Source organism: Streptomyces sp. NPDC042100, assembly GCF_055582325.1.
In genome coordinates, this window is record NZ_JBVJDK010000005.1 from 116,682 (window position 1) to 128,979 (window position 12,298).

Genomic DNA, 12,298 nt, shown 5'->3' on the forward strand with positions numbered 1-12,298 from the left:
GGCCCGCCGCCCGTACGGCGCGGACCGGGGCTTCCCGCGTCCCCCGGTCCCTCATCAGGACAGCCGCCGCACCACGTACGCCGTGCCGCCCTTCGGCGAGGGCTCCTCGCCCACGTACTCCTGACCGCGCATCTCGCACCAGGCCGGGATGTCGAGCCGCGCCGCCTCGTCGTCCGACAGGACCGTCACCGTGCCGCCCACCGGCACCGAGCCGAACACCTTCGCGAGCTCGATCACCGGGATCGGGCAGCGCCTGCCGAGCGCGTCCACCAGCAGCGTGCCGGGCGCGGGCGCGGGCGCGGCCGCCGCCGGGGAGCCGGGGGCCCCGAGCCGGTCCCGCACCGAGGCGACCGCGCCCGGCAGCACCGCGAGGAAGCGGTCCACGTCCTCCGGGGAGGTGCCCGAGGGCAGCGACACCCGCACGTTCCCCTCGCTCAGCACCCCCATGGCGCGCAGCACATGGCTGGGCGTCAGCGTCGAGCTCGTACACGACGAACCGGACGAAACGGAGAAACCCTCCCGGTCCAGCTCGTGCAGCAGCGCCTCTCCGTCGACATAGAGACAGGAGAAGGTGACCAGGTGCGGCAGCCGCCGCACCGGATCGCCCACCACTTCCACGTCCGCCACCAGCTCCGGCACCCGCGCCCGGATCCGGTCCACCAGGACCCGCAGCCGCGCCGCCTCGGCCGCCGCCTCCGCCCGCACCGCCCGCAGCGAGGCCGCCGCCGCCACGATCGCCGGCAGGTTCTCGAAGCCCGGCGCCCGTCCCGACTCCCGCTCGTCCGCCGGGCCCCGCGGGGCGAACCGGACCCCCTTGCGCACCGCGAGCAGCCCCACCCCCGCCGGGCCGCCCCACTTGTGCGCGCTCGCCGCCAGCAGCGACCAGCCCTCCGGTACCGGACCCCAGCCCAGCGACTGCGCCGCGTCCACCAGCAGCGGCACCCCGGCCGCCCGGCAGGCCGCCGCGACCTCGGCCACCGGCTGCTCGGTGCCCACCTCGTGGTTGGCCGACTGCAGACAGGCCAGGGCCGTACGGGCGTCCAGCGCCGCCGCGAAGACCTCCGGGTCCACCGCGCCCGAGCGCCCCACCGGGACCTCGGTCACCGAGCCGCCGGCCGCCGCGTGGGCCTCCCCGGCGTGCAGCACACAGGAGTGCTCGACCGCCGACACCACCAGCCGGTCCCCGACCCGCCGGCGCCCGGCGAGCGCCCCGGCGACCCCCGCGTGAACAGCGCGCGTCCCCGAAGGAGTGAACACGAGCTCGTCCGGACGGCAGCCCACGGCCTCCGCGGCGGCCTCCCGGGCGGCGTCCAGCAGCATCCGGGCCCGCCGCCCCTCCCGGTGCAGCCGGGCCGGGTCGGCCCAGCCCTCGTCCAGGGAGGCGAGCAGCGCCTGGCGGGCGACGGGGTGCGGCGGGGCGGCGGACGCGGTGTCGAAGTAGGCCATCCGCCCACGCTAACCCCGCCGTCCGGCCGTCGTCCGCCGCGGTGGGGGCAACCGGGTAAGCCCCCGTCAGATGTACGGTCCGCAGGGCCGATCGGCCCTGCGGAACCCGCCTCCGGAACCCCCGACTCCACCCCTTCGGGGACTCGGACGGCGCGTTGGGCACCCTCCCCGCGCGACCCCAAATAGCGTCCAGTAGGGTTTGGTCCGCATAAACATCCAAACCCCTGCCCGCGGCCGGGGCGGCGACCGACCAGCGAGACGGACGGCCGTGGCCGACCAACGCGGGCCGAGACTCTCGGGAAGGCGCTACGTGAGTCCCAACGGCTCCGACCTCCCCCGCAGCCCGAAAGGCGCGGGCGGTACCCCCGCGTCGCGGCGCCCGATGCGGCGGAAGCTGCCGCAGGTGCTGACTGCGGGCCTGATCCTGGCGACAGCCACCGGCTGCTCGTACAACTGGGAAGACTTCCCCCGCCTTGGCATGCCCACTCCGGTGACGGAAGAGGCCCCTCGGATCCTCTCCCTCTGGCAGGGTTCGTGGGCGGCAGCGCTCATCACGGGCGTGCTGGTGTGGGGCCTGATCCTGTGGGCCACCATCTTCCACCGGCGCAGCCGCACCAAGGTGGAGGTACCTCCGCAGACCCGGTACAACATGCCCATCGAGGCGCTGTACACGGTCACCCCGCTCATCATCGTCTCGGTGCTCTTCTACTTCACCGCGCGCGACGAGTCGAAGCTCCTCGAGCTCTCCCCGAAGCCGGCCCACACCGTGAACGTGGTCGGCTACCAGTGGAGCTGGGGCTTCAACTACGTCGAGGACGTGCCCGGTGTGAAGGGCGACGCCAAGACGGACAAGAACCTCGCGGCGATTCCGGACAAGTACAAGGACGCGTTCCCCGCGAACGCGGGCGGCGTCTACGACGCCGGCATCCCCGGTACCCGGAACCCGCAGACCGGCAACCCGGGCCCGACCCTGTGGCTGCCCAAGGGCGAGAAGGTCCGGTTCGTCCTGACCTCCCGTGACGTCATCCACTCCTTCTGGGTGGTCCCCTTCCTCATGAAGCAGGACGTCATCCCGGGTCACACCAACGCCTTCGAGGTCACCCCGACCCAGGAGGGCACGTTCCTCGGCAAGTGCGCCGAGCTGTGCGGTGTCGACCACTCCCGGATGCTCTTCAACGTCAAGGTGGTCTCTCCGGAGCGCTACCAGCAGCACCTGAAGGAGCTGGCGGAGAAGGGGCAGACCGGCTACATCCCGTCCGGCATTGAGCAGACGGACCCGGCTCGGAATGCGGAGACGAACAAGCTGTGAGCATTCTCAACGAACCCCACGGGGCAGCGGCTGAGGACTCGTACGAGAACGAGGTCCCGGTCCGCCGCAAGCAGCCCGGCAATGTCGTGGTGAAGTGGCTTACCACCACCGACCACAAGACGATCGGCACCATGTACCTGGTGACGTCGTTCGTGTTCTTCATCATCGGCGGTCTGATGGCGCTCTTCATGCGCGCCGAGCTTGCCCGTCCGGGCACGCAGATCATGTCGAACGAGCAGTTCAACCAGGCGTTCACCATGCATGGCACGATCATGCTGCTGATGTTCGCCACCCCGCTCTTCGCGGGCTTCGCGAACTGGATCATGCCGCTGCAGATCGGCGCGCCCGACGTGGCGTTCCCGCGGCTGAACATGTTCGCGTACTGGCTGTACCTCTTCGGCTCGATCATCGCCGTGGCCGGCTTCCTCACCCCGCAGGGTGCGGCGGACTTCGGCTGGTTCGCCTACTCCCCGCTGTCGGACGCCGTCCGCTCGCCGGGTGTCGGCGCCGACATGTGGATCATGGGTCTGGCCTTCTCCGGCTTCGGCACGATCCTCGGCTCGGTCAACTTCATCACCACGATCATCTGCATGCGCGCTCCGGGCATGACGATGTTCCGCATGCCGATCTTCACCTGGAACGTGCTGCTGACCGGTGTCCTGGTCCTGCTCGCCTTCCCGGTGCTGGCGGCGGCGCTCTTCGCCCTGGAGGCGGACCGCAAGTTCGGTGCCCACGTCTTCGACGCGGCCAACGGCGGAGCATTGCTCTGGCAACACCTCTTCTGGTTCTTCGGACACCCAGAGGTGTACATCATCGCCTTGCCCTTCTTCGGCATCATCTCCGAGGTCATCCCGGTCTTCAGCCGCAAGCCGATGTTCGGCTACATCGGCCTGGTGGCCGCGACCATCGCGATCGCCGGTCTGTCCGTGACCGTGTGGGCCCACCACATGTACGTCACCGGAGGCGTGCTCCTCCCGTTCTTCTCCTTCATGACGTTCCTCATCGCCGTACCGACCGGCGTGAAGTTCTTCAACTGGATCGGAACGATGTGGAAGGGCTCGCTGTCCTTCGAGACCCCGATGCTCTGGGCCGTCGGCTTCCTGATCACCTTCACCTTCGGTGGTCTGACCGGCGTCATCCTGGCCTCGCCCCCGATGGACTTCCACGTCTCCGACTCGTACTTCGTCGTCGCGCACTTCCACTACGTCATCTTCGGCACCGTGGTCTTCGCGATGTTCTCCGGCTTCCACTTCTGGTGGCCGAAGTTCACCGGCAAGATGCTGGACGAGCGGCTCGGCAAGATGACCTTCTGGACGCTCTTCGTGGGCTTCCACGGCACCTTCCTGGTCCAGCACTGGCTGGGCGCCGAGGGTATGCCGCGTCGTTACGCGGACTACCTGGACGCGGACGGCTTCACGGCGCTGAACACGATCTCGACGATCTCGTCGTTCCTGCTCGGCCTGTCGATGCTGCCGTTCTTCTACAACGTGTGGAAGACCGCCAAGTACGGCAAGAAGGTCGAGGTGGACGACCCGTGGGGCTACGGCCGCTCGCTCGAGTGGGCGACGTCCTGCCCGCCGCCGCGGCACAACTTCCTCACCCTGCCGCGGATCCGTTCGGAATCCCCGGCGTTCGACCTGCACCACCCTGAGATCGCTGCTCTCGACCAGCTCGAGAACAAGGGTCACGAGGTGGCGGCGCTCACCGGCGGCAAGGAGACCGGCAAGTGAAGATCCAGGGCAAGATGTTCATCTGGCTGAGCGTCTTCGTCCTCGCCATGGCGATCCTCTATGGCGTGTGGTCGAAGGAGCCGGTCGGCACGACGGCGCTGTTCCTGACGTTCGGTCTCTGCATCATGATCGGCTACTACCTGGCCTTCACGGCCAAGCGGGTCGACACCATGGCGCAGGACGACAAGGAGGCCGACGTCGCGGACGAGGCCGGCGAGGTGGGCTTCTTCGCCCCCCACAGCTGGCAGCCGCTCGCGCTGGCCATCGGCGGCGCGCTCGCCTTCCTGTCCATCGCGATGGGCTGGTGGCTGCTGTACTTCTCCGCCCCGGTGATCCTGGTCGGCATCTTCGGCTGGGTCTTCGAGTTCTACCGCGGTGAGAACCAGAACCAGTAGCACCCGCGGTACCCCGTAACACCCCGAGGGGCCCGGTCACTTCGTCCGACGAAGTGACCGGGCCCCTCGTTTGCCATGCTCGGCGCGCCGCGGCGGGGAATCGTTCTTACCGTGAGGTCATGAACGACACGCCGCGCATTCGGACTGTTCTGAGCTGCACCCTGCTGGCCCTCACCGTCACCGCGGGTGCCACCGCGTGCGCCGGCTCGGGCGGCCATCCGCTGTCGGCGAAGCCCTACGACGCGGCGGACGAGATCGCCTCCAACACCCCGGCCGAGGGGAAGAAGGCCGACCCCGAGAAGCCGCTGGAGATCACCGCCAAGGACGACGAGGGCCGGATCACCGACGTGACCGCCCTGGACGGCTCCGGCCACCACCTGGCCGGCGAGCTCACCGCGGACGGGCGCAGATGGCGCTCCACGGCCGCGCTGGCGGCCGGCGCCCGCTACACGGTCCAGGTGGCCACGGAGGACGGCGACGGCGCCCCTGGGGCCCGTACGTTCACGTTCGAGACGGCTCCGGCCAAACGGGCCCTGACCGTCGAATTCGGGCCGGAGGCGGGCACCTACGGCGTCGGGCAGCCGATCACCGCCGACCTCAGCGTCCCGGTCAAGGACAAGGCGGCCCGCGCGGTCGTCGAACGGGCCCTCAAGGTCCGCTCCACGCCCTCCGTGGACGGCTCCTGGTACTGGGTGGACGACAAGAAGCTGCACTTCCGCCCCAAGGAGTACTGGCCCACCGGCGCCGTCGTCACCGCCACCGGCAACCTGGACGGCCTGAAGGTCGGCGACAAGCTCTACGGCGGCGCCTCCAAGCCGCTGAAGCTCACCATCGGCGACCGGATCGAGGCGGTCGCGGACGCCGACTCGCACTACATGACGGTGCGCCGCAACGGAGAAGTGATCAACACCATTCCGGTGACCACCGGAAAACCGGGTTACTCCACCCGAAACGGGATCAAAGTGGTCCTCGGCAAGGAGTACTACGTCCGGATGCGGGGCACCAGCATCGGCATCTCGGAGGGCAGCTCCGACTCGTACGACCTGCCGGTCTACTACGCGACCCGGGTCACCTGGAGCGGCGAGTACGTGCACGCCGCCCCGTGGTCCGTCGGCTCCCAGGGCGTCGAGAACGTCAGCCACGGCTGCGTCGGCATGTCCACCGGTAACGCCGCCTGGTTCTACGAGAACGTCCGTCCGGGTGACATCGTCCGCGTCGTCAACAGCGAGGGCGAGATGATGGACACCTTCGGGAACGGCTTCGGCGACTGGAACCTGGACTGGGACAAGTGGCGCAAGGGCAGCGCCCTGGTGGCGGACTCCTCGGATCCGGCCGCCACCATGGACGCCAAGGCCCGGCTCAGGCCCTCCCTGTAAGGCTCCGGGCCCTCAGGCGCCGACGGCGAGCCGCGTGCGCAGCAGGGCGGCCAGGGACGCCGCGAACCCGACCGGTTCCACCGGAAGGGTGACCGCGGCGTCCGCGCGGCTCCAGGTGGCCAGCCAGGCGTCCTGCGGGCGCCCGATCAGCAGCAGCACGGGCGGGCAGCGGAAGACCTCGTCCTTGATCTGCCGGCACACCCCCATGCCGCCCGCCGGGACCGCCTCGCCGTCCAGCACGCACACGTCGATCCCGCCCTCGTCCAGCGCCGTCAACAGGGCGGGCAGTGTCGCGCACTCGACGAACTCGACCGGGGGAACATCGGCCGCCGGCCTGCGGCCCGCCGCCAGGCGGACCTGCGCGCGGGTGTTCGCGTCGTCGCTGTAGACCAGGACCGTGGCGCTCGACTGCATCGTTCCTCCGTGAAGGTGGCGTGAGGGTGGTCGGCCGTTGCGCGGATGCTACTCCGGTCCACACCCCGTCAACACCCGTTCAACACCTGTTCGAAGGGTGCCGGAAGGCGCTTCCGATGGGCCGTTCGGGCTGGACACGCGCCCCGGACACTCCGAACGGCACCCCCCGGAGTGAGGGCGGGATAAGCGACCGACATAATGTCGGTCGTGGCGACAGTAACGACAGTAGAAACCGGGCACGCGCACCCTTCGGTCAATCGACCGAACCTCACCAGCGTCGGAACCATCATCTGGTTGAGCTCCGAGCTGATGTTCTTCGCGGCCCTCTTCGCGATGTACTTCACCCTGCGATCCGTGATGGGCGCCGAGTACTGGGCGGAAAAGGCCTCGGCCTTGAACCTCCCGTTCTCGGCGACGAACACCACGATCCTGGTGCTCTCCTCACTCACCTGCCAGCTCGGCGTCTTCGCCGCCGAGCGGGGCGACGTGAAGAAGCTCCGGTCGTGGTTCATCATCACGTTCGTGATGGGCGCGATCTTCATCGGCGGCCAGGTCTTCGAGTACACCGAGCTGGTCAAGGAAGAGGGACTCTCCCTCTCCTCCGACCCGTACGGCACGGTGTTCTACCTGACCACCGGCTTCCACGGCCTGCACGTGACGGGCGGTCTCATCGCCTTCCTGCTGGTCCTGGGCCGGACGTACGCCGCCAAGAGGTTCACCCACGAGCAGGCAACCGCCGCCATCGTCGTGTCCTACTACTGGCACTTCGTCGATGTCGTCTGGATCGGCCTCTTCGCCACGATCTACTTGATCAAGTAATCGGGCTCCGCCGCTCCCGGCGGGCCACACATCCAGCAAGATCGACGCAGAAGATCCTGACACCGGGGTAATCCGTGAAAAAGCTCTCCGCACGACGACGCCATCCGCTGGCGGCGGTCGTCGTCCTACTCCTCGCGCTGGCGGCAACCGGGGGGCTGTACGCCGCCTTCGCGCCCGCGGGCACGGCGAAGGCCGATGAAACCGCCCAGTCCCTCGCCATCGAGGAGGGCAAGAAGCTCTACGCCGTCGGCTGCGCCAGCTGCCACGGGACCGGCGGTCAGGGCACCACCGACGGCCCGTCCCTGGTCGGCGTCGGCTCGGCGGCCGTGGACTTCCAGGTCGGCACGGGCCGTATGCCGGCCCAGCAGCCGGGCGCCCAGGTCCCGAAGAAGAAGGTCATCTACACGCAGGCCGAGATCGACCAGCTCGCGGCGTACGTGGCCTCCCTCGGCGCCGGCCCGATCGTTCCGACCGAGGGCCAGTACAGCCCTGAGGGCGCGGACATCGCCAAGGGCGGCGAGCTGTTCCGCTCGAACTGCGCCCAGTGCCACAACTTCACCGGTGAGGGTGGCGCGCTGACCTACGGCAAGTACGCCCCGAGCCTTGAAGGCGTCAGCCCGAAGCACCTCTACGAGGCCATGCAGACGGGCCCGCAGAACATGCCCTCCTTCCCCGACACGACCATGCCGGAGAAGCAGAAGAAGGACATCATCGCCTACGTCCAGGCCGTCAACAGCGACGAAGCCGACAACCCGGGCGGTCTCAAGCTCGGTGGCCTCGGCCCCGTCAGCGAGGGCCTGTTCGCGTGGATCTTCGGTCTGGGCGCGCTGATCGCAGTTGCCATCTGGGTCGCGGCCCACACCGCTAAGGCCAAGAAGTCATGAGTACCCAAGAGAATCCAGAAGAGAACCTGCCGTCCGAGCAGGGCACCGCGCACGGCGCGGTGAAGGTCGCCGACGACCCGTTCGCCGACCCGGGCCTCCCGCCCCACAAGCCGCGCATCCAGGACATCGACGAGCGGGCCGCCAAGCGGTCCGAGCGTGCGGTCGCCTTCATGTTCACGCTGTCGATGCTGGCCACGATCGGCTTCATCGCCTCGTACGTGATCTTCCCGGTGGACAAGATCGTGTACATCTGGCCCTTCGGCCGGGTGTCCGCGCTCAACTTCTCCCTGGGTCTGACCCTCGGTGCGGCCCTGTTCTTCATCGGCGCGGGCGCGGTCCACTGGGCCCGCACCCTGATGTCCGACGTCGAGGTCGCCGACGAGCGTCACCCGATGGCGGCCACGCCCGAGGTCAAGGCCAAGGTCATGGCGGACTTCGCGGCGGGTGCCGCCGAGTCCGGCTTCGGCCGCCGCAAGCTGATCCGCAACACGCTGTTCGGCGCGCTGGCCATGGTGCCGCTCTCCGGCGTCGTGCTGCTGCGTGACATGGGCCCGCTGCCCGAGAAGAAGCTCCGCTCCACCCTGTGGGCCAAGGGCAAGCTGCTCGTCAACATGAACACGCACGAGCCGCTGCGTCCCGAGGACGTCGCGGTCGGTTCGCTGACCTTCGCGATGCCCGAGGGCCTCTCGGAGCACGACGAGCACTTCCAGACCGAGATCGCCAAGGCCGCCCTGATGATCGTCCGCATTCAGCCGGACGACATCAAGGACAAGCGCGAGCTCGAGTGGTCGCACGAGGGCATCGTCGCCTTCTCGAAGATCTGCACCCATGTCGGCTGCCCGATCTCGCTGTACGAGCAGCAGACGCACCACGTGCTCTGCCCGTGCCACCAGTCCACCTTCGACCTGTCCGACGGCGCCCGTGTCATCTTCGGCCCGGCCGGCCACGCCCTTCCGCAGCTGCGGATCGGCGTGAACGACAAGGGCTTCCTTGAGGCGCACGGCGACTTCGATGAGCCCGTCGGTCCCGCCTTCTGGGAGCGCGGATGAGCACTGTGACCAATACGCAGAAGAAGGCTCCCGCGGGTGAGCGGGTCGCCGACTGGGCCGACAGCCGGCTGGGGATCTACACGCTGGCCAAGGCCAACATGCGGAAGATCTTCCCGGACCACTGGTCCTTCATGCTGGGCGAGGTCTGCCTCTACAGCTTCCTCATCATCATCCTGACGGGCGTCTATCTGACGATGTTCTTCCACCCGTCGATGAACGAGGTGGAGTACGTCGGACCGTACGTCCCGCTCCAGGGACAGCTGATGTCCGAGGCGTTCAACTCGACCATGCACATCTCGTTCGAGGTGCGCGGTGGTCTGCTGATCCGGCAGATCCACCACTGGGCGGCGCTGATCTTCCTCGCGGCCATGTTCGTGCACATGATGCGCGTGTTCTTCACGGGCGCGTTCCGCAAGCCGCGTGAGATCAACTGGCTGTTCGGCTTCCTGCTGTTCTTCCTGGGCATGTTCACCGGCTTCACCGGTTACTCGCTCCCGGACGACCTGCTCTCCGGCACCGGTGTCCGCTTCATGCAGGGCGCGATCCTGTCCGTGCCTGTCGTCGGCACGTACCTGTCGATGTTCCTGTTCGGCGGGGAGTTCCCCGGCGGCGACTTCGTCGCCCGGTTCTACTCGGCGCACGTGCTGCTGCTGCCCGGCATCATGCTGGGTCTCGTGGTCGCGCACCTCATCCTGGTGTTCGTCCACAAGCACACGCACTTCGAGGGCCCCGGCCGTACGAACAAGAACGTCGTGGGCATGCCGCTGCTGCCCGTGTACATGGCGAAGGCCGGAGGCTTCTTCTTCCTGGTCTTCGGCGTCATCGCGGTCATCGCGGCGATCGCCTCGATCAACCCGATCTGGGCCCTCGGCCCGTACCGCCCGGACCAGGTGTCCACCGGCGCCCAGCCCGACTGGTACATGGGCTTCGCCGAGGGTCTGATCCGTGTCATGCCGGGCTGGGAGATCAACCTGTGGGGCCACACGCTGGTCCTCGGCGTGATGATCCCGCTGGCGATCTTCCCGGCGGTGCTCGGCGCCATCGCGGTCTACCCGTTCATCGAGTCCTGGATCACCGGCGACAAGCGCGAGCACCACATCGCGCAGCGCCCGCGCAACGCTCCGACGCGCACCGGCTTCGGTGTCGCCTGGATCACCGCGTACATGATCATGCTCGTCGGTGGCGGCAACGACCTCTGGGCCACGCACTTCCACCTGTCGATCAACTCGATCACCTGGTTCGTCCGGATCTTCTTCTTCCTCGGACCGGTCATCGCGTTCATCGTCACCAAGCGCATCTGCCTCGGCCTCCAGCGCCGGGACAAGGACAAGGTGCTGCACGGACGCGAGTCCGGCATCATCAAGCGCCTGCCGCACGGTGAGTTCGTCGAGGTCCACCAGCCGCTCAGCCAGGGTGAGCTGCACAAGCTCACGGCGCACGAGCAGTACGCGCCGGCGCAGCTGCCGCCGGCCGTCGACGAGAACGGCGTGGAGCGCAAGATCGGCGCGATGGAGAAGCTCCGGGTCAAGCTCAACAAGGGCTACTACGGCGGCGACAACCAGGTCGCCAAGCCCACCGCCGAGGAGTACAAGGAGATCACGAGCGGCCACGGCCACCACTGATCACCACTGACCTCCTGACCTAGGTCGCCACGGCGAGAGCCCCGTCCATTCGATGGACGGGGCTCTTTGCCGTGCCCGGGGCTCGATAGGGTGGGACGGCACCCACTTCGCTGATCACCAGGAGCTGCCATGAGCGCTGCGACCCCCGCTGGAGGACTCGACTCGGCGGGCCGCTCCTGGCCCGCCGTCCTGGACGGGCTGCTGAGCGGCCGGGACCAGAGCGCGGAGGACACCGCCTGGGCCATGGACCGGATCCTGCGGGGCGAGGCCACCGACGCCCAGATCGCCGGCTTCGTCGTGGCCCTGCGCGCCAAGGGCGAGACCGTGGACGAGATCACCGGTCTCGTCCGCACCATGTACGAGCACGCCAACACCATCGAGGTGCCCGGCCCGTCCGTGGACATCGTCGGCACCGGCGGCGACGGCGCCAAGACCGTCAACATCTCCACCATGTCGGCGATCGTGGTGGCCGGCACCGGCGCCAAGGTCGTCAAGCACGGCAACCGGGCCGCCTCCAGCGCCAGCGGCGCCTCCGACGTCCTGGAGAAGCTCGGCGTCAACCTGGAGCTCACCCCTCGCCGGGTGGCCGAGGTCGCCGAGGAGGCCGGCATCACCTTCTGCTTCGCCGTGAAGTTCCACCCGGCGCTGCGGCACGTGGCGATGGCCCGCAAGGAGCTGGGCATCCGCACGGTCTTCAACTTCCTGGGGCCGCTCACCAACCCCGCCCGGGTGCGGGCCCAGGCGACCGGCGTGGCCGACCCCCGGATGGCCCCGATCGTCGCCGGAGTGCTCGCCGAGCGCGGCTCCTCGGCGCTGGTCTTCCGAGGCGACGACGGGCTCGACGAGCTGACCACCACGGCCACCTCCCGGGTCTGGATCGTCCGGGACGGCACCGTCCGCGAGGAGTCCTTCGACCCCCGCGACGTCGGCATCGGCATCGTCCCCGTCGATGCCCTGCGCGGCGCCGACGCCTCGTACAACGCCGACGTGGCCCGCCGCCTGCTGGCCGGCGAGGCCGGTCCGGTCCGGGACGCGGTGCTGCTCAACTCGGCGGCGGCGCTCACCGCCCTCGCCCCCGGCACCGGCACCCTCGCCGAGCAGCTGTCCGAGGGCATCGCCCGGGCGGCCGAGTCCATCGACTCCGGCGCCGCCCGCCGCGCCCTGGAGCGCTGGATCACCGCCAGCAACGCCTGACCCGTGCCACCGCCACGCGACCCCGTTCCGAATGCCGGGACGGGGTTGCGTCGTCGTGAT

General features: G+C 68.9%; 11 protein-coding genes. 9 read left to right on the plus strand and 2 right to left on the minus strand.

Annotated features, from left to right (window positions below; genetic code table 11):
* Positions 1-54: 54 nt before the first annotated feature.
* A complete protein-coding gene (locus ACZ6J5_RS12950; RefSeq protein ID WP_469390720.1) occupies positions 55-1,446 on the minus strand; it encodes an aminotransferase class V-fold PLP-dependent enzyme in 1,392 nt (463 codons plus the stop codon).
* Positions 1,447-1,756: 310 nt separating this feature from the next.
* Here ACZ6J5_RS12950 and ctaC point away from each other — a divergent pair, with 310 nt between their 5' ends.
* The 4 genes from ctaC to ACZ6J5_RS12970 all read left to right on the plus strand — a co-directional run bounded on the left by ctaC (position 1,757) and on the right by ACZ6J5_RS12970 (position 6,256).
* Positions 1,757-2,755, plus strand: a complete 999-nt coding sequence (ctaC, locus tag ACZ6J5_RS12955) for an aa3-type cytochrome oxidase subunit II (RefSeq protein ID WP_469390722.1) — start codon at positions 1,757-1,759, stop codon at positions 2,753-2,755.
* On the plus strand, positions 2,752-4,485 hold the full coding sequence (ctaD, locus tag ACZ6J5_RS12960) for an aa3-type cytochrome oxidase subunit I (protein WP_469390724.1): 1,734 nt from the start codon (positions 2,752-2,754) through the stop codon (positions 4,483-4,485). Before ctaC ends, ctaD begins: the two co-directional genes overlap by 4 nt.
* Positions 4,482-4,880: a cytochrome c oxidase subunit 4 gene (locus ACZ6J5_RS12965; protein ID WP_469390726.1), complete on the plus strand. Its 399-nt coding sequence runs from the start codon at positions 4,482-4,484 to the stop codon at positions 4,878-4,880. The genes ctaD and ACZ6J5_RS12965 overlap by 4 nt, the downstream gene beginning before the upstream one ends.
* 119 nt (positions 4,881-4,999) lie before the next feature.
* Positions 5,000-6,256, plus strand: coding sequence for a L,D-transpeptidase (locus tag ACZ6J5_RS12970; RefSeq protein ID WP_469390728.1), 1,257 nt, complete (start codon positions 5,000-5,002; stop codon positions 6,254-6,256).
* A 12-nt stretch (positions 6,257-6,268) separates the two neighbouring features.
* Here the strand turns inward: ACZ6J5_RS12970 and ACZ6J5_RS12975 are convergent, their stop codons facing one another.
* Positions 6,269-6,670 (minus strand): hypothetical protein, encoded by a 402-nt coding sequence (locus ACZ6J5_RS12975; RefSeq protein ID WP_469390729.1) that lies wholly within the window; start codon positions 6,668-6,670, stop codon positions 6,269-6,271.
* A gap of 198 nt (positions 6,671-6,868) precedes the next feature.
* On the opposite strand from ACZ6J5_RS12975, the gene ctaE reads away from it, so the two are divergent.
* The 5 genes from ctaE (at position 6,869) to trpD (ending at position 12,238) form a co-directional block, all read left to right on the plus strand.
* On the plus strand, positions 6,869-7,489 hold the full coding sequence (gene ctaE / locus ACZ6J5_RS12980; protein ID WP_362477358.1) for an aa3-type cytochrome oxidase subunit III: 621 nt from the start codon (positions 6,869-6,871) through the stop codon (positions 7,487-7,489).
* Between the two features lie 74 nt (positions 7,490-7,563).
* Positions 7,564-8,373: a cytochrome bc1 complex diheme cytochrome c subunit gene (gene qcrC / locus ACZ6J5_RS12985; RefSeq protein ID WP_469390730.1), complete on the plus strand. Its 810-nt coding sequence runs from the start codon at positions 7,564-7,566 to the stop codon at positions 8,371-8,373.
* Positions 8,370-9,422 (plus strand): cytochrome bc1 complex Rieske iron-sulfur subunit, encoded by a 1,053-nt coding sequence (gene qcrA, locus ACZ6J5_RS12990; RefSeq protein WP_469390732.1) that lies wholly within the window; start codon positions 8,370-8,372, stop codon positions 9,420-9,422. Before qcrC ends, qcrA begins: the two co-directional genes overlap by 4 nt.
* Entirely contained in the window at positions 9,419-11,044 is a 1,626-nt protein-coding gene (qcrB, locus tag ACZ6J5_RS12995; RefSeq protein ID WP_469390734.1) for a cytochrome bc1 complex cytochrome b subunit, read from the plus strand. Before qcrA ends, qcrB begins: the two co-directional genes overlap by 4 nt.
* Before the next feature lie 129 nt (positions 11,045-11,173).
* Positions 11,174-12,238: an anthranilate phosphoribosyltransferase gene (gene trpD, locus ACZ6J5_RS13000; RefSeq protein ID WP_469390736.1), complete on the plus strand. Its 1,065-nt coding sequence runs from the start codon at positions 11,174-11,176 to the stop codon at positions 12,236-12,238.
* Positions 12,239-12,298 lie beyond the last annotated feature (60 nt).

Coding starts and splice junctions, on each gene's coding strand:
- ACZ6J5_RS12970 (WP_469390728.1), top strand. CDS start 5,000: ATGAACGACACGCCGCGCATTCGGACTGTTCTGAGCTGCACCCTGCTG.
- ACZ6J5_RS12950 (WP_469390720.1), bottom strand. CDS start 1,446: ATGGCCTACTTCGACACCGCGTCCGCCGCCCCGCCGCACCCCGTCGCC.
- trpD (WP_469390736.1), top strand. CDS start 11,174: ATGAGCGCTGCGACCCCCGCTGGAGGACTCGACTCGGCGGGCCGCTCC.
- ACZ6J5_RS12975 (WP_469390729.1), bottom strand. CDS start 6,670: ATGCAGTCGAGCGCCACGGTCCTGGTCTACAGCGACGACGCGAACACC.
- qcrB (WP_469390734.1), top strand. CDS start 9,419: ATGAGCACTGTGACCAATACGCAGAAGAAGGCTCCCGCGGGTGAGCGG.
- qcrA (WP_469390732.1), top strand. CDS start 8,370: ATGAGTACCCAAGAGAATCCAGAAGAGAACCTGCCGTCCGAGCAGGGC.
- ctaE (WP_362477358.1), top strand. CDS start 6,869: ATGTCGGTCGTGGCGACAGTAACGACAGTAGAAACCGGGCACGCGCAC.